The 23,566-nt window shown below is 60.1% G+C and carries 21 protein-coding genes; 12 read left to right on the top strand and 9 right to left on the bottom strand.

The window, feature by feature from the left end:
* Window positions 1-50: 50 nt before the first annotated feature.
* From polA to LJD29_RS17015, 5 genes are all read right to left on the bottom strand, one after another.
* Entirely contained in the window at window positions 51-2,798 is a 2,748-nt protein-coding gene (gene polA / locus LJD29_RS17035) for a DNA polymerase I (RefSeq protein WP_446742760.1), read from the bottom strand.
* 33 nt (window positions 2,799-2,831) lie between these two features.
* Window positions 2,832-3,884, bottom strand: coding sequence for a tRNA preQ1(34) S-adenosylmethionine ribosyltransferase-isomerase QueA (gene queA, locus LJD29_RS17030; protein ID WP_446742759.1), 1,053 nt, complete (start codon window positions 3,882-3,884; stop codon window positions 2,832-2,834).
* 21 nt (window positions 3,885-3,905) lie between these two features.
* Complete coding sequence (locus tag LJD29_RS17025) at window positions 3,906-4,574, bottom strand: lysophospholipid acyltransferase family protein (protein ID WP_446742758.1); 669 nt, start codon at window positions 4,572-4,574, stop codon at window positions 3,906-3,908.
* Between the two features lie 111 nt (window positions 4,575-4,685).
* Window positions 4,686-5,930: an ABC transporter permease gene (locus LJD29_RS17020; RefSeq protein WP_446742757.1), complete on the bottom strand. Its 1,245-nt coding sequence runs from the start codon at window positions 5,928-5,930 to the stop codon at window positions 4,686-4,688.
* Entirely contained in the window at window positions 5,923-6,828 is a 906-nt protein-coding gene (locus LJD29_RS17015) for an ABC transporter ATP-binding protein (protein ID WP_446742756.1), read from the bottom strand. Before LJD29_RS17015 ends, LJD29_RS17020 begins: the two co-directional genes overlap by 8 nt.
* Window positions 6,829-6,921: 93 nt before the next feature.
* Here LJD29_RS17015 and recG point away from each other — a divergent pair, with 93 nt between their 5' ends.
* Window positions 6,922-9,207, top strand: a complete 2,286-nt coding sequence (gene recG / locus LJD29_RS17010; protein ID WP_446742755.1) for an ATP-dependent DNA helicase RecG — start codon at window positions 6,922-6,924, stop codon at window positions 9,205-9,207.
* Here the strand turns inward: recG and LJD29_RS17005 are convergent.
* Window positions 9,204-9,632: a hypothetical protein gene (locus LJD29_RS17005; protein WP_446742754.1), complete on the bottom strand. Its 429-nt coding sequence runs from the start codon at window positions 9,630-9,632 to the stop codon at window positions 9,204-9,206. The two genes, recG and LJD29_RS17005, sit on opposite strands and share 4 nt — an antisense overlap.
* A 52-nt stretch (window positions 9,633-9,684) precedes the next feature.
* Between LJD29_RS17005 and acpS the strand changes: the two genes are divergently transcribed.
* From acpS to LJD29_RS16955, 10 genes are all read left to right on the top strand, one after another.
* Window positions 9,685-10,068, top strand: a complete 384-nt coding sequence (acpS, locus tag LJD29_RS17000; protein ID WP_446742753.1) for a holo-ACP synthase — start codon at window positions 9,685-9,687, stop codon at window positions 10,066-10,068.
* Between the two features lie 119 nt (window positions 10,069-10,187).
* Window positions 10,188-11,264 (top strand): MlaD family protein, encoded by a 1,077-nt coding sequence (locus tag LJD29_RS16995; RefSeq protein ID WP_446742752.1) that lies wholly within the window; start codon window positions 10,188-10,190, stop codon window positions 11,262-11,264.
* A gap of 138 nt (window positions 11,265-11,402) precedes the next feature.
* Window positions 11,403-12,458, top strand: coding sequence for a dihydrodipicolinate synthase family protein (locus LJD29_RS16990; RefSeq protein WP_446742751.1), 1,056 nt, complete (start codon window positions 11,403-11,405; stop codon window positions 12,456-12,458).
* 210 nt (window positions 12,459-12,668) lie between these two features.
* On the top strand, window positions 12,669-14,546 hold the full coding sequence (locus LJD29_RS16985) for a 2-oxoacid:acceptor oxidoreductase subunit alpha (RefSeq protein WP_446742750.1): 1,878 nt from the start codon (window positions 12,669-12,671) through the stop codon (window positions 14,544-14,546).
* Entirely contained in the window at window positions 14,547-15,584 is a 1,038-nt protein-coding gene (locus tag LJD29_RS16980; protein ID WP_446742749.1) for a 2-oxoacid:ferredoxin oxidoreductase subunit beta, read from the top strand. It abuts the gene before it with no gap.
* Between the two features lie 82 nt (window positions 15,585-15,666).
* Window positions 15,667-16,185: an outer membrane beta-barrel protein gene (locus LJD29_RS16975; protein ID WP_446742748.1), complete on the top strand. Its 519-nt coding sequence runs from the start codon at window positions 15,667-15,669 to the stop codon at window positions 16,183-16,185.
* A 185-nt stretch (window positions 16,186-16,370) separates the two neighbouring features.
* Window positions 16,371-16,943 carry a YbhB/YbcL family Raf kinase inhibitor-like protein gene (locus tag LJD29_RS16970; RefSeq protein ID WP_446742747.1) on the top strand — a complete coding sequence of 191 codons (573 nt, stop codon included), beginning with the start codon at window positions 16,371-16,373 and terminating at the stop codon, window positions 16,941-16,943.
* A gap of 9 nt (window positions 16,944-16,952) precedes the next feature.
* Complete coding sequence (locus tag LJD29_RS16965) at window positions 16,953-17,534, top strand: DNA-3-methyladenine glycosylase I (protein WP_446742746.1); 582 nt, start codon at window positions 16,953-16,955, stop codon at window positions 17,532-17,534.
* A gap of 210 nt (window positions 17,535-17,744) precedes the next feature.
* Window positions 17,745-19,208, top strand: coding sequence for a xylulokinase (gene xylB / locus LJD29_RS16960; RefSeq protein ID WP_446742745.1), 1,464 nt, complete (start codon window positions 17,745-17,747; stop codon window positions 19,206-19,208).
* Window positions 19,209-19,218: 10 nt separating this feature from the next.
* Complete coding sequence (locus LJD29_RS16955) at window positions 19,219-19,548, top strand: hypothetical protein (protein ID WP_446742744.1); 330 nt, start codon at window positions 19,219-19,221, stop codon at window positions 19,546-19,548.
* Window positions 19,549-19,614: 66 nt separating this feature from the next.
* Here the strand turns inward: LJD29_RS16955 and LJD29_RS16950 are convergent, their stop codons facing one another.
* Window positions 19,615-19,830, bottom strand: coding sequence for a DUF3185 domain-containing protein (locus tag LJD29_RS16950; protein ID WP_446742743.1), 216 nt, complete (start codon window positions 19,828-19,830; stop codon window positions 19,615-19,617).
* A gap of 168 nt (window positions 19,831-19,998) precedes the next feature.
* On the opposite strand from LJD29_RS16950, the gene LJD29_RS16945 reads away from it, so the two are divergent.
* On the top strand, window positions 19,999-20,544 hold the full coding sequence (locus LJD29_RS16945; protein ID WP_446742742.1) for an SEN1982 family lipoprotein: 546 nt from the start codon (window positions 19,999-20,001) through the stop codon (window positions 20,542-20,544).
* 60 nt (window positions 20,545-20,604) lie between these two features.
* Here LJD29_RS16945 and LJD29_RS16940 read toward each other — a convergent pair whose 3' ends face one another.
* Together LJD29_RS16940 and LJD29_RS16935 are read right to left on the bottom strand one after the other, a co-directional pair.
* Window positions 20,605-21,459 carry a hypothetical protein gene (locus tag LJD29_RS16940; RefSeq protein ID WP_446742741.1) on the bottom strand — a complete coding sequence of 285 codons (855 nt, stop codon included), beginning with the start codon at window positions 21,457-21,459 and terminating at the stop codon, window positions 20,605-20,607.
* Between the two features lie 242 nt (window positions 21,460-21,701).
* Window positions 21,702-23,516, bottom strand: coding sequence for a M14 family metallopeptidase (locus tag LJD29_RS16935; protein ID WP_446742740.1), 1,815 nt, complete (start codon window positions 23,514-23,516; stop codon window positions 21,702-21,704).
* Between the last annotated feature and the right edge of the window lie 50 nt (window positions 23,517-23,566).

Below are 23,566 nucleotides of genomic sequence, written 5' to 3'. Positions count from 1 at the left end.
CAGGATGAGAATTTCAGATAGCGCTAGCGGTTTCTGAAGACACGAACCAGCTATTTGATGTCGCGCCAGTTGCCGCCAATGCCCACGTCGGCCACCAACGGGACCTTCAGCTCAATCACCGACTCCATCTCGTGTTTCACAAGCTTTTCGGCTTTCTCGGCTTCATCCTCCGGCACATCGAAGAGCAGTTCATCGTGCACCTGCAGCGTCATGCGGGTGCGCAGCTTTTCATCCGCGAGGCGGCGATCGATGCGAATCATCGCCAGCTTGATCAGGTCGGCTGCTGTTCCCTGCAGCGGTGTGTTAACCGCTGTCCGCTCGGCAAAGCCGCGCAGGTTGGCGTTGCGGCTCTGGATGTCAGGGATGGGACGAACGCGTCCGAAGACCGTGCGCACCTTCTGGTCGCGGCGCGTTTCTTCGAGCGTGCGATCGATGAACTCGCGTACGCCGTGGTAGCGCTCGAAGTAACGCTCGATGTACGTCTTCGCTTCCTTCTGATCGATACCAAGTTGTGCCGCAAGACCGAAAGGCGAGATGCCATAGACGATGCCGAAGTTCACAGCCTTGGCGCGATTGCGCGTGACCTTGTCCATCTTGTCCGCCGGCACGCCGAAGACTTCCGATGCCGTAAGCGTGTGAATGTCTTCGCCGGTGCGATAAGCCTTAAGCAGCAGCGGATCTTCAGAGAAATGCGCCATCAGACGCAGTTCGATCTGCGAATAATCCGCAGAAAGCAGCCTGTGCCCCGGAGCAGCAATGAACGCCGCGCGTATCTCACGGCCAAGCTCGGTGCGCACAGGAATGTTCTGCAGGTTCGGATTCGTCGACGACAATCGGCCCGTCGCCGTGCCGACTTGATTGAAAGTCGTATGCACGCGGCCATCGCTGTCGGCCAGCAGCGGCAGCGAATCGACATAGTTCGACTTCAGCTTCGCAAGCTGGCGATACTCGAGTACCAGCTTCGGAACATCATTGTGCTCGGCCAGTTCCTCAAGCACATCCTGTGCGGTCGAAACCACCTTGCCCTTGCCGTACTTAATCGGCTTGGGCAGATTCATCTTGTTGAAGAGCACATCGCCGAGCTGCTTGGGCGACTGAATGTTAAAGCGGTGGCCGGAGAGCGAAAATATCTCCTCGCCGACGCGCTGCATCTCCGTGCCCAGCGTCTCCGACATCCGATTCAACTGCGCGGAATCGATGCGCACGCCTACTTTTTCCATACGCAGCAGCACCGGAGCCAACGGCAGATCGATATCGTTGTAGATGCTCTCGGCATCGAGCGTCTTCACATCGCCGCGAAGTGTCTCCGTTAGCGACGCGACGGTATGTGCTGCTTCGACCAGTTCGCGCTCGCCCGTCTCCTTCAACGGATAATTGCTGAAGCGCGCCGCGATATCGCTCAATCGATGAGTGGTGTGCGTTGGATTGACCAGGTACGAATACAGCATCAGGTCATCCTTGGCGCCGCGCAGCGTCACGCCCTGCTGCTCGAGCACGCGCATTGTTCCCTTTAAGTCATGCACGCGCTTGGCAACGGATTCGTCTTCGAGCAGCGTTCGCACATCATCAAGGGCGACGCGCAGCGCTTTTCCATCGAGTGCTACAGCGAGCTTAAAAACCGGAGCAGCAGCAGCCGACTGCGGCTTCTCGGCCTCCTCGAACATGCCGAACATCGACATGGTCTTCAGCTCCGGCTCGCGCTCTTCAATTGCTTCCGTCTCCTGCTCGCTCACCTGCTCGGCTGCTTCTTCCAGCTCCGAGGCGGGCACAGCCACGGCGAATCCATTCTTCCTGGCCGCGGTTACAAATGCGGCGAGTTGTTCCTTGTCCGGATCGAGGATGTACTCGACCTCCTGCGCAACCGCTGACGGCGCAAGCTCCTTGAGCAGCGTCGTGAATTCCAGCTCGGTGAAGAGCGTCCGGCAGGCATTGGCATCCGGCGGCTGCGTGCGCATCGCATCGAGGTCGAGCTCAAGCGGAATGGTGCAGTGAATCGTTACCAGCTCCCTGCTCAACAGGATGTTGTCGCGGTTGTTCTCGAGCGATTCGCGATAAGTCTTGCGCTTGACCTCGCTGGCGCGATCGAGCGCGGCTTCGAGGGTGCCGAACTGCTGAATCAGTTCGACCGATCCCTTGTCACCAATGCCGGGCGCTCCTGGGATATTGTCGATGGAATCGCCACGCAGCGCCATCACATCGATCACCTGCTCCGGCGGCACGCCCAGCGTCTCCAGAACCTTGTCGCGATCGAGGATGAGGTTGTCCTTCGCCGGGTTCAGAACCTTCACATGCTCGTTCACCAGCTGCAGCATGTCCTTGTCGTTCGAGACGACGTACACCGGATGTCCATCTTTCGCGGCCAGCGTGGAGAGCGTGCCGATCACGTCATCGGCTTCGAATCCTTCGGCCTGCAGGATAGGAATGTGAAAGGCCTCGAGCGCGCGGCGGATGTATGGCAATTGCTGCGCGAGATCGGAGGGCATCTCGGTGCGATTGGCCTTGTAGCCGCCATACTCGACCTCTTCGAACTGCTGTGTCTTGATGTTGAACTTTTTGACCGCCGTCATGGCCTTGGCGCGCTCATCGCGGAAGACCGGCGCACTCACGTCGAAGACCGCGGCAAAGTACTCGGGCTGAAAGTCCCGCCGCAGCTTGTTGATCATGTTCACGAAAACATAGGTCGCCGCGGTGGGCACACCGGTACGCGTGGACATGGGCCGCTGCCGCTGCATCGCATGGTAGGCGCGGAAGACGAACGACATCGAGTCGAGCAGAAAAATCGGGGGCTTCGTAGGCATCCGTTCAAGTTTACGCCTAACAAGCCTGCGTTCTCAGGACAGGAACATGCAATCGCCGTAGGAAAAGAAGCGATAGCGCTCGCGAACCGCATGGCGATAGGCGTCGAGAACATGGCCCTTGCCGCCAAATGCTGACACCAGCATCAGCAGCGTCGATTGCGGCAGGTGGAAGTTTGTCAGCAGCGCTTTGACCGCCTTGAACTCGAAGCCCGGCGAGATGAAGATCCGTGTGCTGCCCGAATGTGGCGTGAACTCGCCCTGCAAGGCGCAGTGCTCGAGGGTGCGGACGGTGGTCGTTCCCGCCGCGACGACGCGCCGGCCTTCAGCGCGCGCATTGTTGAGCGCAGAAGCCGTCTCAGCGCTCAGCGTATAGCGCTCCGAGTGCAGCTCGATTTCATCCACACGCTCGACGCGCACCGGCTGGAAGGTTCCGAGTCCAACATGCAGCGTGACGTACGCAACCTGCACACCGCGCGCGCGAATGCGGTCCAGAATCTCCGGGGTGAAATGCAGGCCTGCAGTTGGAGCAGCCGCAGAACCTTTCTGCTGCGCGAAGACCGTCTGGTAGCGCTCGCGATCGGTGTCCGCATCATCGCGATGAATGTAAGGCGGCAGTGGAATATGCCCCAGCTCCTCGAGCGCGGTGAAGAAATCATCGACCGGCTGGAAGCGCAGCGTGCGCTCTCCGAACTCGCCTTCTGCAATGACCTCGGCGCGCAAACGGCCTTCGCCAAAGTTCAGCACCTCGCCGCGATGCACCTTGCGCCCGGGCCGCACCAGCGCCTGCCACTCATGCTCTGTGTTTTGTCCAGTGAGAAAGACTTCGATGCTGCCCGTCGGTGTCTGCATGGCGTTGCCGCGTGCGCCTTCTCGCTTCGCGAAGAGCCGGGCAGGAATGACGCGGCTATTGTTCAGCACCAGCAGGTCGCCTTCGCGCAGCATGTTGGGAAAATCCACGAAATGCCGGTCACTCGTAGAGCCGGTCGCGCGGTCGAGCGCGAGCATGCGCGCTCCAGAGCGCTCCGCAGGCGGCTGTTGTGCGATCAGTTCTTCAGGGAGTTCGTAATCGAAGTCGGAGACAAGCACTCTGTCTATTTTACTTCCCGTTTATTTCCGGAGATGCGCTTCGGCATGCAGCCTTGCCCGCTCGATGGCGTCGTTCAGCTCCTGCCGCTTCACTTCCAGCTCTTCCGGCGACGCATCGACCGCAGGCGGTGCGACCTTGCGCGACCAGCTCACGGCCACGCGCGAGAAAGGCTTCGGGATCATGAACTGGTCCCACGACTTCATCACCCAGGCGCGCTCGGGCAGCAGATAGAAGCTGCCCATCGGTTCGCGGGTCATCTGCGAGAGCTTCACCGGCCCGATCTTTGTCTGGTAGATCGGCCCGCGGGGACCATCCGCTGTGAACACGACGGGAAAGCCATTGTCGATAACGCCGGCCAGTGCAAGCAGTCCGGCTGCGCCTCCGCGCGAGCTTGAGCCTCGCACGCTGTTGTAGCCGAGCAGGCCGAGCGTGCGGGAGATGAGTTCGCCGTCGAAGCTCTGGCTGATGAGAATGGAGCAGCGGAACTTGCGGAAGTACCACCCGCAGGAGAGCGTGCAGCGGTGCCAGAAGCAGTAAATGCCGGTGTTCGGCGGCGTTTCCGGTACAGCGCCTTCTTCGGTGATGACTTCGAAGCGGAGGGTGGAACCGATGATTGCCAGCAGCAGCGCGGTGAGGCGTGGAACGATGGCGATGGCGATCCGCTGGCCGAAGGAAAGTTGCTTGCTCACAGATTCATTCTAGCGGGACGTGGAGAATTACCTCAGCGGCTGAAGCCGCTCCTGTCGCCGTTTCTATTGTGAGTGCTAAAGCCCTCACCTGCCTGTTTACGTTTGTTGGGGCTAGCTGTACCGAAGCCAGCGCAGCATCTCCGGCAGCGTGGCGCGCTTGCCGTACATGAGGATGCCGACGCGGTAGATGCGCGACGACAGCCACAGCACCGCCCACACCGTCACCGCCATGATGCCGAGCGAAAGCCCGATCTGCCACATGGGCGGGAACTGCGAGGCCATGCGCAGGAACATCGTAATCGGCGCGCAGGGCGGGAACATCGAGATCGCGACGGAGATCGTCGAGTTCGGACTGCTCACGATGAACGCAATCATGCCGAAGCTCAGCCAGATGGGGATGGCCGCCAGCGGCGCGTACTGCTGCAGCTCCTGCTCGGTGTCGCAGGTCGCGGCCAGTCCGGCGAAGAGCGTGCTGTAGAGCGCGTATCCGAGGATGAAGTAGGCAGCGAAGAGCACCAGCGTGATCGGAGCGATGCTGAACTGGATGCCGCCCGCCATCAGCTTTGCAGCCATGGCCGAGCCGGCGAAGATGGAGCCGGCAATTCCCCAGATCGCCAGCTGCGTCAGGCCTACAGCGCCGATGCCGATCAGCTTGCCGGCGAGCATGTCTTCCGGCTTAACCATCGAGAGCATGACCTCGAAGATGCGCGAGGTCTTCTCCTGGATCACCGACCGGCCGACGTTCATGCCGTACATCACCACGGTGAATGAAAGCAGGAAGGCCATGGCATACGCCGCCCAGAAGGTGCTCATCGCGTTGCTGGCGGATTCCTTGCCGTTCTTCACCTGCAGAGTTTTTACGTCGACGGATTTAGTGAGCGAAGCAACGTCGGTCGAAGCCAGACCGCGGGCGGTGAGACGCTGCTCGACCAGTGCCTGGTTCACCGCCTTCTCCACGCGGCCTTCGGTTGCAAAATCTCCGGACGAACGCGACTCAAAGGTGGCCTTAGGCGCGCCGCTGTCCGTTGTGTCGAGCCAAAGGAAGCCGTCCAACTGCTTCTGGTCTACCTTGCTAACGAGCGCCTGATGATCCGCTTCGGCCGCTGGAGCGACCACTTCGACCGTCGCCTTCGCGTCCTTGTCTGCCACGATGGCGTCACGCACCCGGTTAGCCAATGCGGGATCATTCGACGCCACGGCAATGTGCTTGCCTACACCGGTGTTCTTCGCCGCGAGCGTCATCACGCCGATGAGGCAGGCAAACACGGTCGGGATCAGGATGGTCGTCACGCGGAAGGCCTTGCCGCGCACCTGTTCGAGATATTCGCGCTTGGCGATCAGCAGAATGTCACGCATCGACTCGCTCCCCTACGGTGCGGATGAAAATTTCTTCCAGTGACGGCTCCATCAGCTCGAACCGGTAGATGGTTGCACGCGCTGCCGCGTCACGCAGCAGCGCCTGCGCATCGGCATGCGGCTTGAGCGTGATCTCGGCCTGCCCGGAGTATTCCTTGAAGCTGGCAATGGCCTCGTGCTGCAGGAACGACCTGTCGCCCGCAAAGTTTATGACCACGCGATCGCGCTCGTAACGCGACTTCACCTCGCGAATGCCGCCGGCCAGGACTACGTTGCCGCGATGGATCAACGTAATTGCGTCGCACATCTTCTCCACCTGGTCCATGCGGTGCGTCGAGAAGAGGATCGCCTTGCCTGCCTTCTTCAGCTCGATGAGCGTGTCCTGCAGCAGGGTCGCGTTCACCGGGTCGAGTCCCGAAAACGGCTCGTCCATGATGATCAGTTCAGGATCGTGCAGCAGTGTGGCAATGAACTGGATCTTCTGCTGCATGCCCTTCGAAAGCTCTTCAGTCTTCTTATCGACGGCTTCGAGGATCTGCATGCGCTCGCACCAGGCGTGGGCGCGCTTTGCCGCCTCGGCCGGTTCCAGGCCGCGCAGCTGGCCGACGAAGACCAGCTGATCCATGACCTTCATCTTCTTGTAGAGGCCGCGTTCTTCGGGCAGGTACCCGACCCGCTTCAGGCTCTCGCGGTCAAAGGGTTTGCCGAAGAGGTTGACCGAGCCGGAGTCCGGCATGGTGATGCCGATCATCATGCGGATGCTCGAGGTCTTACCCGAGCCGTTCGGCCCCAGCAGACCAAACATCGTGCCGGCCTCAATCTGCAGGCTCAGCTCCTTCACGGCGACTTTCTGTTCGTATGCCTTGGAGATCCTGTCCAGCGCAACAACTGTCGGCATGATTCTTCCTTTGGACCTCAAAGTTTATCAACCTGATCTTAAAGCGCTTCCCGTAAATCCGACAGAGGAAAACAACTTTGCTAGCATCGCTTAGTGGTGCAGCTCGATACTCCCGTCCAGTTCGTCAAAGGCATCGGTCCGCAGATCGCGAAGACCCTCGTCGAAAAGCGCATTGCCGTCGTCGAAGACCTTCTCTATCACCTCCCATTTCGGTACGAAGACCGCCTGCATCCCCGCGCCCTGAGCGAACTGAAGCCGGGCGAGATGGCCAGCGTCATCGCCGAGGTGCGCGGCACCTCCCTGCTGCGCACCCGTACCATGCCCATCTTCGAGATGACGGTCGGGCAGAACCTGTCCACGATGAAGTGCATGTGGTTCCACGGAACCTATCTCGAAGGCAAGTTCCGTCCCGGGCAGATGGTTGCGCTCTATGGCAAGGTAGAGCCCTCGCGCTCGACAAAGGCCTTCAAGATGATCCAGCCGCAGTTCGAGATCCTGCCCGAAGACCCGAACGACGAGAGCCACCTGCTCGAAGTCGGCCGCATCACCCCGGTCTATGAATCGCTCAGCGGCAGCCGCCTTGCCTCGCGCTGGATCCGCCGCGTCATCTACAACCTGCTCGAGGAACTGCGCGGGCAGATTCCCGAAACCCTCCCCGCCGCCATGCTCGCGCGCCTCGGGCTGCCAAGTCGTGAAGAGTCGCTGCGGGCCGTGCATTTCCCTCCGGCCGGAACCCCTATGACGCAGCTGCAGGGCTTCGGCACCGCGGCGCATAAGCGCCTCATCTTCGAGGAGCTGTTCTATCTTGAATGCGGACTCGAGCTGAAACGACGCCGCCTGAAGGCACGAACCGGCGTCGCCTTCGAGGCGAACGACAAGGTCCGCGAAGCCATCCGGCAGGTGCTGCCCTTCCATCCCACAACGGCACAGAAACGGGCGCTGGGCGAAATCGTCACCGATATGCGCAAGCCTGGCCCCATGCGACGGCTGCTGCAAGGCGATGTCGGCTCGGGCAAGACGATCGTGGCCTTGCAGGCGATGATCGTGGCCATCGAAAACGGCTACCAGGCGGCGTTGATGGCTCCGACGGAGATTCTTGCGACCCAGCATTACCTCGGCGCCCGCAAGCTGCTCGAACGCAGCTCGAAGAAGTACCGGCTCACGCTGCTGACCGGTTCTCTCGACGAGGACCGCAAAAAACTGGCGCGGCGGAAGATCTTCCACGGCGAGACCGACCTCGTAATCGGCACCCACGCGCTGATTGAGGAAAAGGTCGACTTCGCCAACATCGGCCTGGTCGTCGTCGACGAACAGCACCGCTTCGGAGTGGTCCAGCGCTTCCGGCTGATGAAGAAGCCAAATGCCGCCGAGCCGGACATGCTGGTCATGACGGCGACACCGATTCCCCGCACCCTGGCCCTGTCGCTCTACGGCGACCTCGACCTGAGCGTGCTCGACGAGCTGCCGCCCGGCCGCACGCCGATCGTCACAAGGCAGGTCTCCGACGAGCGCGCCGAAGACGTGTGGAAGCTGGTTCGCGACCAGGTGGCTCAGGGGCGGCAGGCTTACGTGGTCTATCCCGTGATCGAAGGCGCGAAAGACGACCAGCCGGAGCTGGATTTTGCACGCCCAGACAGCGAAGAGGCGGACAGTGCGGAGACGGTCGGTAAGAAGACCATCAGCAAGAAAGCGGTCAGTAAGAAGGCGACCACCAAGAAAGCCGCTGGTAAAGGCAAGAAGGCCAAGTCAGACGACCTCTTCGAGAAACCCACGCTCAAGTCCGCGACCGAGATGTACGAGAACCTGCGTGCCTCGCACCTTCACGGCCTGAGGATGGGTCTATTGCATGGCCGCCTCGATGCCGATGAGAAGGAGGTCATCATGCGCCGCTTCCAGCGCGGCGAGATCGACGTTCTCATCTCGACCACGGTGATCGAAGTCGGCGTGGACGTGCCCAATGCCTCGGTCATGGTGATCGAGCACGCTGAGCGCTTTGGCCTCGCCCAGCTTCACCAGCTTCGCGGACGCGTCGGGCGCGGGGCAGCGAAGTCTTATTGCATCCTCATGACCGGCGGCAAGCTCTCGCCGCATGGGCAGGAGCGGCTGGCGGCGATGGTCCGCACCCAGAACGGCTTCGAACTGGCCGAACTCGACCTGCAACTGCGCGGCCCGGGAGAGTTCTTCGGCACCCGCCAGGCTGGATTGCCCGACTTTCGCGTGGCCAATATCGTCCGCGATCGCGCATTGCTGGAGCTGGCCAAGGAAGAGTCGGCGCGGTTCGTTGAAAATGCCGAAGCGACCGAAGAGGAAAAGAAACGCGTGTGGTTCAGGCTGCGCGAGGCCTGGCAGCGGCGTTACGGGCTGGTAGAGGCCGGTTAGGAAAGTTGCGACAGGGCGCCGGCGTCGTGGGAGGTCTTATGCTGGCCGGGGTAGATGACCAGGTCCACACGTGCGATATCGAAGGCTTTGCTGGCCATGAGGTTCTTCGTGCAGTGGCATAGCTCGGCCATCTGCAGGTGCGACTCGCGGCTTAATTCGAGCCCGCAGGAGATCAGTACAGCGTAAATTTCCACGCACCCGGCCCGTGCAAACTCGAAATCCATTTCGCCGATGCCTTCTTCATGCACGGCACGGCTCAGCACCCATCCTCCACAGCTTACGAGGGAGCGGGTCAGCAGGTTTATGGCCTGCGCCGGCGAGTGATCGCTGAGGGCGGTGAGCCTCAGTACCCAGCCGTCTAGTTCGTAACCGTGATGCATAACATTCTGATCGGTGAGGATAACCCATTCCGATAGGTGTCTCATTGCGAAACTTCTTCCCCTCGGCAACTTTCCGCCGATGGTTTAACTTGATCGTATGCTTGTCGGTACTGGCGTTGACCTGATCGAAATCGACCGTATCGCGGAGTCGATAGAGCGTTATGGCGACCGGTTTCTCCGGCGGATCTACACGCCCGGAGAAATCGCCTACTGCCAGCGCAAAAAAGAGGCTGCCGAGAGCTTCGCAGCCCGTTTTGCCGCTAAAGAGGCTGGCGCCAAGGCGCTGGGCACCGGAATCCAGCATGGAGTCTCCTGGAAGGAAATCGAGGTCCGCCGCGAGCGGGGTCAGCGGCCGACCCTCCACTTTTCCGGACGGGCGGCTGAAATTGCGGCCAGCCTGGCAGTCGTAAATATCTCCCTTTCCCTCACCCACAACAATTCCGCCGCCATGGCTCTCGTTCACCTCGAGGATGGCCGCTAACTCCAATTTTTTCTGCAACGAACGAGGCCTCAAGCGGCATCCAATGGGCAAGTTCTTGCAAAAGCTCTTGACCTGTTTGTTATTCTCAGACCGAAAGATACGATCTTCCGAGGGATTCCTTGCCTAGCCAGCAGCAGATTCAGTGGTCGCAGTTAAAAATTGGTGTTCTGGTCATCGTGGCAATCTCGGTGCTGATCGCGCTCGTTTTTGTCATGTCTGGTACGACGGGCGGTTTCTGGCAGGGCAAGCTCACCGCCGTCTCTTACTTCGAAGACGCAGCCGGCCTGAAGGTCGGCGCCCCGGTCAATCTCGAAGGCGTGACCATCGGTAACGTGAAGAGCATCAAGGTCATTCCGGAACGCAAGCTCACCCCCGTTCAGGTCACGATGAAGCTCAGCAAGCAGTACAGCGACGCGCTGAAGACTGACTCGAAAACCAGCCTCGAAACGGTCGGAGTTCTCGGCGATACGGTTGTAAATATCAACAGCAAAACAGCCGTCGGAGGACCGCTCCAGAACAACGGCGAGTTGGGCACGACCGAAACACCCAGCCTCAACGACGTAATCAAGTCCAGCCAGGGAACGATCGAACAGCTGAATACGATTCTTGCCAAGGTGGACAACCTGGTCGATGCGCTGAACAGCGGCAAGGGTTCCATCGGCCAGCTGATCAACGATCCGACGCTCTACAACAAGGCTGTTGCCACCGTAAACCAGCTCTCCGGCCTGGTGGACAACATCTCGAATGGCAAAGGCTCCATCGGCAAGCTGGTCTCCGATGACACGCTTTACAAGCGTATCGACAACACCATGGGCCACCTTGAGAACATCTCTGCCGAACTCGATGCCGGCAAAGGCAGCGCGGGCAAGCTGCTTAAGGACGAGACGCTTTACAACAATCTCAGACAGTCGACCGACAGCCTCAACAAGCTTCTGGCGGATGTGAACCAGGGTAAGGGCGCGCTCGGCATGATGGTCAAGGACCCGCAGTTCGCGCACAAGCTGGATGACACCATCACCCACCTGAACTCGGTGCTCAACCAGGTTGACAGCGGCGAAGGAACGATCGGGCAGCTGGTGAAGAATCCGTCGCTCTACAATCACGCTGACGAGATGATCTCGAACTCGAGCAATCTCGTGACGGCAATCCGCAAGGATCCTAAGAAGTACCTGACCATTCACTTTAAGGTCTTCTAAGAAATTGATTGTCATTCCGGGCGCGGCATCGAGATTCCCCGTTGCGTTCGGAGTGACAACTCAAAGCTGCCGGCTGGTCCTCTATCTGACGTCTTCCAGCTACCCGTTCCTCAGCTGCTTTTCCACTACAATCGTTTCATGCTTCTCGAAGGAATCTTTCCCGCACTGACCACGCCCTTCTACCCGGATGGCCGTGTCTACCTGAAAAAGCTCGAACACAATGTAGACCGCTATTCGCGCACGCCGGTAGCCGGAATGGTTGTGCTTGGATCGACCGGCGAATCCGTCATGGTGGGCGACGAAGACACGCGCGCCGTCCTGAAGGAAGCCATCAATGCCGCCTCTTCTGAGAAGGTCATGCTGGCCGGTATCGCACGCGAAAGCGTGATCGAAACGCTCAAGCTTGCCGAATACTCCGCCGACCATGGCTACGACGCTGTGCTCGTTCGCACGCCGAATTACTACGTTCCGCAAATGGGACGCCGCGAGATTCTGAACTACTACCGCACGCTGGCTGACCAGTCGCCGCTGCCCGTCATCCTCTACAGCATCCCCAAACTCACGCACTACGACATGCCGGTCGACATAATCGCCGAGCTGGCCCAGCATCCCAACATCATCGGCCTCAAGGACTCGAGCGGTAACGTCGAGCGCATCGCCGAAGTTGTTGCCGCGACCCGCAACGCGCCACGCCGCGAGGTTTCTGTGACCACCACCTTCACGGCTTTCACCGGCCGTATGCAGGCCGAGGCAGCGATCCCTCCGGTCAACTTTGTCTCGGCGATAGCTCTCGGCGGCGAAGCGGCCATGGCCGTCGTGCCCCCTGCACCGCTGATGAAGGTCCGCAAAAAGGAGATCGGATTCCAGGTGCTCAGCGGCTCGGGAGAGAAGTTCCTCGCCTCCATTGAAGCTGGAGCCTCCGGCGGTGTGCTCGGCATGGCTGCCTGCGCCCCGCAGGCCTGCCAGGAGGTCTACTTTGCATGGAAGGACAACGATCCGGAGCTCGCACGCGAAAAGCAGGAGCGCCTGATCGATGCTTCCGTGGTGGTGGGCTCGACCCTTGGCATCGCCGGCATCAAGCACGCCTGCGACCTGAACGGATACTACGGCGGACGTCCCCGCCTGCCGCTGCTGCCGCTCACCGCGGAGCAGCAGGCGGATGTAGCCCGCGTTATGGCCGATCTGAAGAATTGAGTTAAAGCAGGGTTCGGAAAACCGAGATCGGGATTCTGGGCCCCTTTGCCTTTCCCAAACGTCTGTCATTCCGACCGCAACAAATCATCTGCTCTTCGTTCCCCCAGAAACCGGTTTCACTATGCGGGAACGCCCTTTTGCGAGTGGCTATAATGGGTGGCCTGGAAAGAGACCAGCCTTTCCCATTCCTCTCAAAGGGGATACCGCCAAATGGCGACAGGTGATGTTGCCCTGGGCGCTGCCGGACCTGAATCCACGCAGCCCGCCGCAGGCACGATAGAACAGTCTTCCGGAACGAAAACCCCGATCATCAACGACTTCAGCATCCAGGTAGCCACGGTAAACGGCTCCGGATCTCAGTCTGCCAACACCATCCTGCTGCGAAGCATCTTCGCCATGGGCATCCCGGTCAGCGGCAAAAACCTCTTCCCATCGAACATCGCCGGCCTGCCCACCTGGTACACCATCCGCGCCAGCAAACACGGATACGTCGCCCGCAAGAAAGAGATCGACATCCTCGTAGCCATGAACGCCGAGACCGCGAAGGAAGACATCCTCTCGCTGCCATCCGGCGCGGTGGCCATCTACGAAACGTCGCTCGATCTCGCGCAGTACCGCGATGACATTACCTGCTATCCGGTTCCATTCGACAAAATCACCGCGGCCGTCTGCCCCGAGGCCCGCCTGCGCAAGCTGGTGAAGAACATGGTTTACGTTGGCGTGGTCGCGAAGCTGATCTCGCTAGACGTCGAGGTCGTTGAGAAAGCCGTCCGCCGCCAGTTCGCCAAAAAGCAGAAGGCAGCCGACCTGAACTGGGCCGCCATCGAGGCGGGCTACAACTACGCCGCTGAATCGCTTCCCAAGCAGGATCCCTTCCTTCTCGAACGCATGCGTGCGACCGAGGGAAAGATCATCATCGACGGCAATGCCGCCGCCGCTCTCGGCGCCATGTTTGCCGGCGTCACTGTTGTGACCTGGTACCCGATCACTCCATCTTCTTCCGTCGTTGAACAGTTAATCGATTACTTGAAGAAATATCGCGTAGAGCCTGATGGGAAAGCCAGCTTTGCTGTCGTACAAGCCGAAGACGAGCTGGCGGCGGTGGGCATGGTGCTGGGAGCGGGATGGGCCGGCGCGCGCTCCATGACCGCAACCTCCGGGCCCGGAATTTCGCTGATGGCCGAGTTCGCCGGCCTGGGATACTTCGCAGAGCTTCCGGGAGTGATCTTCGACATCCAGCGCGTAGGTCCCTCGACCGGCCTGCCCACGCGCACAGCGCAGGCCGACCTGCTTTCCATCGCCTACCTCTCCCACGGAGATACCAGGCATGTCATGTTGCTGCCCGGTTCGGTGAGAGAGTGCTACGAGTTCGCCATCGCCGCCTTCGACCTGGCCGAGAGGCTGCAGACTCCCGTCTTCGTCGTGTCAGATCTCGATCTCGGCATGAACAACTGGATGTCCGATCCCTTCGAGTATCCCGACAAGCCACTTGATCGGGGTAAGGTGCTGACCGCCGAAGACCTGAACCGCCTCGGCGACTTCGCCCGCTACGCCGATGTCGATGGCGACGGTATCCCCTACCGCACCCTGCCGGGCACGGATCATCCCAAGGCCGCCTACTTTACCCGCGGCACCGGTCACAACGAGAAAGCGCTCTACACCGAGCGGCCCGACGACTATCAGAATCAGATGGAGCGGCTGGCTCGCAAATTCGAGACCGCCCGCACGCTCGTTCCCGCGCCGTTCGTCGTGCAAAACGGCAGCTCGCCGATTGGCCTCGTCGCCTTCGGCACCTCGGACTTCGCCGTCTCCGAAAGCCGCGACCAGCTCAGCCGGGAGTACGGCATTGAGACGGATTATCTCCGCATCCGGGCCTTCCCTTTCGCGAAGGAGATTCACGACTTCGTCGCCGCGCACGAACGCGTCTATATCGTCGAACAGAATCGCGATGCACAGCTGCTAAGCCTGCTCAAGCTCGACCTTCCCGCTGAGGATGCGGTCAGGCTGCGCAGCATCCGTCACTTCAATGGACTGCCGATCGATGCGCGATCGGTCACAGACGAACTTGTGCTGCAGGAGGGTATCTAGATGGCGACCGCAACTCCAACACCGAAGGTCAACCGCATCGGCCTGCCCATCGTCGACTATCGTGGCGGCAAGACAACGCTCTGCGCCGGCTGCGGACACAATGCCATCTCCGAACGCATCATCGACGCGATGTACGAGATGGGTGTGCAGCCCGAGCGCGTAATGAAGATCTCCGGCATCGGCTGCTCATCGAAGAGCCCGGCCTACTTTCTCTCGCGTGCGCACAGCTTCAACACCGTCCATGGACGCATGCCTGCTGTCGCCACTGGCGCGCTGCTTGCGAACAAGACCGTAAAGGCACTCGGCGTCTCCGGCGATGGCGACACGGCATCCATCGGCATGGGGCAGTTCGTCCACCTTCTGCGACGCAATCTGCCGATCATCTACATCATCGAAGACAACGGCGTGTACGGACTCACCAAGGGCCAGTTCTCGGCGACTGCCGATGTTGGTTCGAAGCTGAAGACCGGCGTCATCAACGATCTGCCAGCGATCGACACCTGCGCGCTGGCCGTGCAGCTTGGAGCCACGTTCGTCGGCCGCTCTTTTTCAGGAGATAAGAAGCAGCTGCTTGCCATGCTGAAGGCTGCGATCTCGCACAAGGGCACGGTGATGCTCGATGTCATCTCGCCCTGCGTAACCTTCAACGATCACGAGGGCTCGACCAAGAGCTACAAGTACATGCAGGAGCACGAAGAGGCGATCAGCGAAGTGGGCTTTGTGCCGCATTTCGAAGATATCTCTGTCGACTACGACGCGGGCTCGACCTACGACGTGAAGATGCATGACGGCTCTCACCTGCGCCTTCGCAAGCTGCGCGAGGATTACAACCCGAACAACCGCGTGTCCGCTGTCAGTGCGCTAATGGAAGCCCACGAGAAGGGGGAGATCCTTACCGGCGTCTTCTATATCGACACGCAGAAGCCCAGCTTCACCGAACTGTTGAATACAGTCGATGAGCCGCTCGCCACGCTGCCTGAAAGTCGCACGCGCCCTTCGAAGCAGGTACTAACTGAGATCATGGCGAAGCTTTTGTAACTTCTACAGACCTCTGTTTTTGACAGCCACGCGTCTTATACGTGTGGCTGTTTTATTGCCAGAATCAACTGAAGGAATCATCATGCGTTCTCTTAAGCTGCTCTTTGCATTTCTTCTCCTGATGCCTGCTGCTGCCTTTGCACAGACAGGTATTTACGCCGGTTACAGCGCTTCCGATTTCAACATCCCCAACGTTGGCTGGAACAGCGGCACGACATTCGGGGCTTATCACGACTTCTGGCACGCGCCCTTTATCTCGCTCGGCGCCGACGCGCGTGCTTCGCTGCTCGGCGGCAGCGGCCAGAACACCATCTACAGCGGCACTGTCGGACCGCAACTTCGCCTCAGGCCCCACCTGGTACCGTTTATGCCGTATATCGCGGCAGAAATTGGCGGCTCGAAGATCGAGATTGGCCAGGGCTCGTCCACGACCGACAAAACTTCGCTGAACTACAACCTGATTGCCGGTCTCGACTGGACGATCTTCCCGCACATCGACTGGCGTGTAGCCGAGTTCTCCTACATGGGCTTTACGGCCGATAACATCGGCAATCCGAACCCGAAGACTCTGACTACCGGCATCGTTCTGCGTCTACCGTAGACGACACCTCTTCGCAGGTTTCGCTGCTCCGCTCACTTTGAAGAAATATTCACCACAGAGAGCACAGAGGGTTTTGCGAAGACTCTCTATGTGCTCTCCGTGATGAGCTACAAGGCGAGAGCCTCGTCCATTGACGAGGCTCTCGCTTCCTCCGGCTACAATGTCTGCGTCGTCTGGAGGCAATCATGAAAAAGCTTCTCATCGCGGCCATTGTTCTCTTCACAGCTCCGTCGCTTCTCGCCCAAACTCCCGGCAAACAGCGCCTTACTCTCACTACAACGGCCTTCGATGATGGAGGCATCATTCCCGACCGCTACACCATGGCTGCTCCGAATGCGAAGACCGCTGGAGCCACCTCGCCGAAGCTTACCTGGGACTTCGTTCCTGACGGCACGCAGAGCTTCACGCTGATCGTTCACGATCCCGATACATCCATCGATAAGAGCAACGAACAGGTGCTGCACTGGATGGTCTTCAATATTCCGGGGACCGCGCGCGAGCTTGCCGAAGGCGTTCCGGCAAACGCAACGTTACCTAACGGATCGATCCAGGCGATGAATCGCGCGAAGAAGGTTGGATACCTCGGCATGGGCGCGGCGGCGGTTGGCCCGAACCATCATTACACCTTCGAACTCTACGCGCTGGACACCAGGCTCCCACTCGGCCCCGATGCCACGCAGGCCGATGTCGAGAAGGCGATGGAAGGGCATATTCTGATGAAAGGCGTTCTCGTCGGACGCTTCCATCTACCTAATTAGCGAGAGACCATGCCTGAAATCCAACGCTGTACCTGGGCCGGATCGGACCCATCGATGCGCGATTACCACGACACCGAATGGGGCATGCCCGAATATGACAGCCGCACGCTCTGGGAGCTGCTGATGCTTGAGGGCTTCCAGGCGGGGCTGTCGTGGATTACCGTGCTGCGCAAGCGCGAGGCCTTTCGCAAAGCCTTTCGCGGATTCGATCCGCACAAGGTCGCAAAGTTTACCGAGAAGGACATCGAGCGCCTGCTGGCCGACGAAGGCATCATCCGCTCCCGCGCAAAGATCGTGGCGACCATCGGCGCAGCTCGTATCTACGTTGCGATGGAGAAGTCCGGCGAAAGCTTCTCTCACTGGATCTGGTCGCTGGCCGGAGGCAAACCCGTACAGGCGAAGGGTCCAATCGTGGCACAGACAGCCGCTTCCATTGCCATGTCGAAGGAGCTGAAGAAGCGCGGCTTCAAGTTTGTTGGTCCGACCATTGTGCACGCGTTTATGCAGGCTTCGGGCATGGTCAACGATCACTCGGAGACGTGTTTCCGCCGCAAGCCCTGCGCTGCTGCCGGCAAGGCTCGCGCTCTATGACTTGTTATTCCGGGTGAAACGAGGAATCTGCCTTTATCGACTGCGCGAAGTGCAGATTCCTCACTGGTTTCGGAATGACAATCCTCGAGGGACGACCGCTCAAGGGCAGCGGCTGGCGGACGCTGTCGCAAACAATTAAAGTGAGATGGCACAGCATCCGTTGAAAGCTGAAAGCTAACGACTGAAGGCTGTTTCCAAAGGAGCAATCGCGTGTTTTTAGGGCTGGATATAGGTACCGGCGGCACCCGTGCCGTACTGGTTGATTTGGATGGCAGGCTCAAGGCCTCGGCCTCGGCCGAACACGCGAACTTCCGCAGCCCATACCCCGGCTGGGCCGAACAGGACCCCGAAGACTGGTGGCGCGCCGCGCAGCAGGCGATTCGCGAGGTTCTCGCGACGGGCGCGAAGGTTGAAGCCGTCGGTCTCACTGGCCAGATGCATGGAGCGGTCATGCTCGATGTACACGGCAACGTGCTGCGTCCTTCGCTGATATGGTGCGACCAGCGTACCGATGCGGAATGCGACTGGCTGCATGAGCAGATCGGCCGCGAAAAGCTGATCGAGCTGACCGCGAACCCCGCGCTGCCCAACTTCACGCTGACCAAGCTGCTGTGGGTGAAGAAGAACGAGCCGGAGATCTTCGCGAACATCGCGCATATCCTCTGCCCCAAGGACTACGTCCGCTTCAAGCTGACTGGCAAGTACGCCATCGACGTGCACGAGGCATCGGGCACGCTGCTGCTCGACGTCGCCAATCGCCGCTGGTCGTCCGAGGTCGCGAAGGTCGCGGGCATTCCCGAGGCGTGGCTGCCGGAACTCTTCGAGTCGCCGGAGATCTGCGCGCACATCTCGGACGAAGCCGCTAAGCTTACCGGCCTCATCGCCGGCACGCCAGTAGCCGCCGGAGCAGGCGACCAGGGCGCCGGCGCGGTCGGCATGGGCATCCTCGAACCCGGCTCGGTCTCGGCTACCATCGGCACCTCAGGCGTGGTCTTCGCGGCCACGGCAGCCCCCACGCGCGATCCGCAGGGCCGCCTGCATACCTTCTGCCATGCCGTTCCCGGTCGCTGGCACGTGATGGGCGTCACCCAGTCCGCCGGTCTCTCGCTGCGCTGGCTGCGGGATGTGATTGCTCCCGGAGTCGATTACGACACGCTTACGCAAGGCGCGGCGAAGATCCCGGCAGGCAGCGATGACCTGCTGTGGACTCCGTACCTGCTCGGCGAGCGCACGCCGCATCTCGACTCGACGGCACGCGCCGCTTTCGTCGGCCTCACGGCCCAGCACACCCGCGATCATCTTGTCCGCGCCGTCCTCGAAGGCGTCGCCTATTCTCTGCAGGACACCTTCACGCTCTTCGCCGAGCTGGGCATTCCCGTCAAGGGCGTACGCCTTGGCGGCGGCGGAGCACGCGGCCCGCTCTGGCGGCAAATACAGGCATCGGTCTACAACCATGCCGTTGAGATTCTTACCGCCGAAGAAGGCGGAGCCTTCGGCGCGGCCCTGCTGGCTGGCGTTGGAGCGAAGGGGTGGCCAGATCTCGACGCCGCCTGCGCCGCGGCGATCCACGTAGCGCAGCGCATCGAACCTGTAAGCGCCGATGCAACGCAGTATGCGCGGGGATACAATGCTTTCCGGAAGGTTTATCCAGCGCTGAAGAATCTATACGCGTGAGGCAAATGTGTTGGAGCTGGGCAAAGCGATTTCGCTGCTGCTAAGCATCGTCTCGCTATGGGCGCTGATGGCCAGCGCATTCTTTGTGCCCGGCACGCGGTGGGATGAGCGGATTGCGATGGCCTTGTTCCTGCATTTAGCCATCGCAGCCTGCATCTGCTTCGCCAGCGGCATGGTCTTCCGCGCCGATGAACCGATTGCGCCACGCCATACCCTGATGCGAACCCTGCCGGTTCAACTCTTCTTCTGGTCGCTGGCAGGGCTGATCGTCCTCTTCCTGCTGTCCTGGTATCTGAGCGTCTATTACGTGCCGATGCTGTGGAAGAATCAGCCGCACTGAGAAATGCCTCAGGGCGTGAAGCCCATACCTGCCCAGACCGAAATGCCCGCGGCTGATTCCTTGCAGTTATTTTCCTTCCTTCGCTCCGAAATAGAAGAGAGCGCCACCGCCGACAATCGCCACGACTCCAAGAAGCGGAGGCAGCGGCACCGAATGATGCTCCGTCTTGTCGATCTGAATCGGTCCCATGTCTACTGCCTTCTTCTTCGTCGTGAAGGTAAAGCCGCCATAGATGAGCGCCGCTACGCCCGCGATGACGAGTATGACTCCAAGAATTTTCATTGTGTCCCCTCAGTTGTGCTGTTACGCGTTGCTGTTATGGCTGAGTGCGAAGACAGACATTTTTGTTGCCTGAGGCTTTCCGATTTCGCAAATAAAGTTACAAAATTGCTGTCAGGCGGCGAATCCGGCTCAAGGTGCTTCTTATGAGTCATCTACAGAGGAGCACGTATGAACGGTACGATCAAAACCCTCGCCGCAGCCGCATTGATGCTGGCAGCAGGCTGCGCGACCGATGTAAAACCCAGCAACGACAAGCTGCAGAAGGGCCTGAACCAGTACTACGAGGCGCACAATGAATGCCTCTATCCGGAAGGCCTGAAGTTCCCTCTCGACCTGATGCCCGGCGATAACTTCGCCGACCAGAAGAAGAAGCTGGACGCGATGACCGACGTGGGACTGATGAAGCGTGAAGCTGTTCCCGCGGCCAAGTTCTATCGCTACACGCTTACGCCGCTCGGCGAGCGCGCCGCGCCGCGTTTCTGCTACGGACATAAGACCGTGACCGCCGTCGACAGCTTCACCGCTCCGGTCAAGCAGGGCAAGTTCCTGCAGACGACGGCAAGCTACCACACCACGCTGATGGATATTCCGGTGTGGGTAAAAACGGACAAGATGACTGCTGCCTTCCCTGACATGGGGAAAGCTGTCAGCTCTCCGCAGCCCGGACAAACGATGCTTGAAAACGCCGGGGCCGGTTGGCAGGTTCCGCAATAGTTGCCCAAAAAGAAAATGCCCGCGGCAAGCGGGCATTTTCTTTTGTCTTAAAGGCAGAAGTTAGTTGGTGGCCTTCGGCTGGCTGTTGGTGGTGGGCTTGGCCATCGGCATCTGCTGCGCGTTCACCGGGGTCATCTCCGGACCATCGTAACCGGTCAGGTTCTTCATGCCGGCAAGCTGCTGCTCTTCCACTTCCAGCGGACGCTGCATCACCATGGTGACTGTCGAGCCTTCCTGGAAGACGATGTCGGCGTTGCCGTGCTTCAGCATGACTTCGACGATACCCGCTGCTGCACCGGCTCCAGCTCCGATACCGATACCCATGCCGGAAGGGCCGCTGCCGGCCGCATAACCAGCGAGAGCTCCGAGGCCTGCGCCGCCTGCACTGTCAACCACAACGGTCTTGCCATCGGCGGCCTTGGTGCTGTCGCCCTGGATCAGACCTTCCTTGTCCTTCACCTGGGTGTTGTTCGTACCCGGAACCTTGTCGACCGCGCCCGGCAGAGCAATCACGACGCCGTTCGGGAAAGCCATCGAAACAAAGTGCATCATGAGCTGCGCCTGGCCCTTCATCTTGGTGGGCTTGCGCACGCCGTCGATGTATCCCTGGACGAAAACGCCCTGCGGAATGACCACGCGCGAACCAACCACCGTCGGGAAGTTGGTCTGAAGGTAGACGGCATCGCCCGGCTTGGCTGTCTTGGTGCTGATCGCCGCACGCAGCGTCAACGGAATTTTTGTTCCCGCAGGAACGATGAACTTCTGGTTGGAAGGCGCTTCCGCGGCAGGAGCCGCTGCTGCCTGGGCCTGCGACGCATCCATCGGCTGGCCGTTGACGGGCTGCTGCGCCACGAGAGAACCGGCAGTTGCCAGTGAGAAACCGAGCAGAAGAGAGGTTACAGTGCGAGGGGTCATCGAGTGTTCTCCATTTTGTGCATACGAGCCCTGAGAGACTTCAGTCACCGGACGAGCTTCGGGTCCGGCAAAGTGCTGGCGCTCATCGCCATCCTTGGGGAAAACACAGCGCTTCCCGCCTCGGACTCAACTGCACTCATTCTGTCACTGACCAAAGAAATTGACTCTCCCTCTTTCGGGAGAGCCAAGTGCTCCCTTAGTAACCTCGCACCGGTAACTACAGGGTCACAAGCTGCTGGCCTTCACTTTTCAACCGGCACGCCATCCAGTTTCAGCAGCCTGCCCACCGGATACTGACCGACCTTGTTCGCGGCATACCAGGGTGAATGCTCGTAGAAGAAGTTGAGCCGCGCGTTCGGGTCTGCAGCAAAATTCGGGTCATTCTGCACCCGCTGCTCGAACTCCGTCTTCAGACGGGGATCCTTGGCCATCATCTCGCGCGCCAGCTTCTCGACGACGTAGGGTTCGCCATACTCCTTCTGCTCGAAGATCGCATCGAAGAAGCCCCAGGCCATCGCGGAGTCGGGAGCAGCGGGCTCCAGCCAGCCGAGCACGACCTTCGCCAGCCGCTGATTGAGCGGGACAATGACCGAACCGGCGGGATAGGTCTGCGTCTCCGTCACCAGGTCGCAATGGCCGAACTTGCCCGGCTCCGCTCCTGCCTCTCCGGCAAAGATGGGATGACGGCCTTCGAAGGGAAACCGGTTCCACTGCATATCGCCACAGTGGTAGCTCTCCACCTGTCCGCTCCATGCGGAAGTAGTCCGCTGCATCTTCACCTGGTGCGCGGCCAGCACATCGATCACATGCGCCCATTGGCGAGGAATGATGTAGGCCACAGGCGGTGCGGTCGAAGCCGTCACTTTGAAGCCGTCCGACATGGGCAGCGACACATCCCACGGCTCGTGCGAGTACTTCACCCACATCTTTCCCGAGACTTCACTCAGCTGCCGCGTGTATTTGTAACCGTGAAAGAGAAATGGCGTGGTCTCGCCATTCCAGCCCACGCTCAGCGCAACCTGTTGGTTTGCAAGCGGGTGCGCGCCCGTCTGCTCTGCCTGTGCGTCCGCTGCGGCATTCAATGCAACCAGCTTCGCGGCATCGCGATTAACGACCGTCATCAGGCTGCGCAGCACCTCGTAGTTCCCTGTCACACGCGTCTTGTAGTCCTTGAGCATGTGCATCTCGACCAGCATGCCGGGACGGTTCTCAAGAATCATGTAGCCGGTCGAAAAGCGCGGCGGATTATTGTCGAACGACAGTCCCTTCGCCGGATCGGTGTCGTCATTCAGCTCGATATAGGTCGGCGCGGCGAGGTGGCCGGGCACCGCATCGACGTCCTTCACCAGCACCGGTTTCACTGCCTCATCGATCCAGTGCGCCGTCGGGCTGTACACGTTTGGCCCGTCATCGATGGTGAAGGTCACGTCGTACTGATAGTCGGCGCCGTCGGTCACATGATCGTCGACAAAGAAGTCAGGCAGCCACTCATGAAACATCTTCAGCAGCGCGCGTGTCTCCGGCGCATCCGCCTTCATGTAGTCGCGATTCAGGTTGAGATTTGTGCCGTTCCCGCGCCAGCCCATCTCATCGGGCCCGTTCTGGTTGATGCGGTTGTAGGGTGAGCGCCGTTCGTGGCCGTCGGCGTTGTACATGGGAATAAAGACGAAGACAGCATTGTCCAGCAAAGCCGCCTGCGACTTCGTGATCACCATGTCGCGCAACAGGGCCATGCAGGCATCCTTGCCATCCATCTCGCCGGCATGGATCGAATTCTGCACCAGCACGATCGGCCGGTGCGACGCGTGAATCTTCGCCGGATCGAAGTCCCCATCCTTCGAAGCGATAACAATGTCCAGCTCACGGCCTTCGCCAGTGGTGCCGAACGGCTCAATCTTCACCTGCGCCGGAGCAGCATCCGCCACGCGGCGCAGGTACGCCATGGTGGCGGCATAGTCCGGAGTGGTTGCATAGTTGGAGATTTCCGAGGGAGTGCGCCAGTCCTGAGCGGAAGCACAGGAGGCTGCAAACAGGAGGACGGCAATGGCAATCTTCACAAAAACAGCGTAGCACCACGAAGGCAGCGCAGGATCGGTCAGCCCGAAGA

The sequence above is a fragment of the Silvibacterium acidisoli genome, from assembly GCA_022870745.1.
GTDB lineage: Bacteria > Acidobacteriota > Terriglobia > Terriglobales > Acidobacteriaceae > Silvibacterium.
The sequence above is the reverse complement of the archived record's forward strand: the minus strand, read 5'-3'. Positions and strand labels throughout refer to the sequence as shown.

Bases quoted from the DNA above. Each gene is read 5' to 3' on its own strand.
- LJD29_RS17005 (WP_446742754.1), bottom strand. From the start codon at position 9,632: ATGAGACACCTATCGGAATGGGTTATCCTCACCGATCAGAATGTTATG.
- LJD29_RS16980 (WP_446742749.1), top strand. From the start codon at position 14,547: ATGGCGACCGCAACTCCAACACCGAAGGTCAACCGCATCGGCCTGCCC.
- LJD29_RS16940 (WP_446742741.1), bottom strand. From the start codon at position 21,459: ATGACCCCTCGCACTGTAACCTCTCTTCTGCTCGGTTTCTCACTGGCA.
- LJD29_RS17020 (WP_446742757.1), bottom strand. From the start codon at position 5,930: ATGCGTGACATTCTGCTGATCGCCAAGCGCGAATATCTCGAACAGGTG.
- polA (WP_446742760.1), bottom strand. From the start codon at position 2,798: ATGCCTACGAAGCCCCCGATTTTTCTGCTCGACTCGATGTCGTTCGTC.
- LJD29_RS16945 (WP_446742742.1), top strand. From the start codon at position 19,999: ATGAACGGTACGATCAAAACCCTCGCCGCAGCCGCATTGATGCTGGCA.
- LJD29_RS16985 (WP_446742750.1), top strand. From the start codon at position 12,669: ATGGCGACAGGTGATGTTGCCCTGGGCGCTGCCGGACCTGAATCCACG.
- LJD29_RS17015 (WP_446742756.1), bottom strand. From the start codon at position 6,828: ATGCCGACAGTTGTTGCGCTGGACAGGATCTCCAAGGCATACGAACAG.
- LJD29_RS16975 (WP_446742748.1), top strand. From the start codon at position 15,667: ATGCGTTCTCTTAAGCTGCTCTTTGCATTTCTTCTCCTGATGCCTGCT.
- LJD29_RS16990 (WP_446742751.1), top strand. From the start codon at position 11,403: ATGCTTCTCGAAGGAATCTTTCCCGCACTGACCACGCCCTTCTACCCG.
- LJD29_RS16950 (WP_446742743.1), bottom strand. From the start codon at position 19,830: ATGAAAATTCTTGGAGTCATACTCGTCATCGCGGGCGTAGCGGCGCTC.
- acpS (WP_446742753.1), top strand. From the start codon at position 9,685: ATGCTTGTCGGTACTGGCGTTGACCTGATCGAAATCGACCGTATCGCG.
- LJD29_RS16965 (WP_446742746.1), top strand. From the start codon at position 16,953: ATGCCTGAAATCCAACGCTGTACCTGGGCCGGATCGGACCCATCGATG.
- LJD29_RS16970 (WP_446742747.1), top strand. From the start codon at position 16,371: ATGAAAAAGCTTCTCATCGCGGCCATTGTTCTCTTCACAGCTCCGTCG.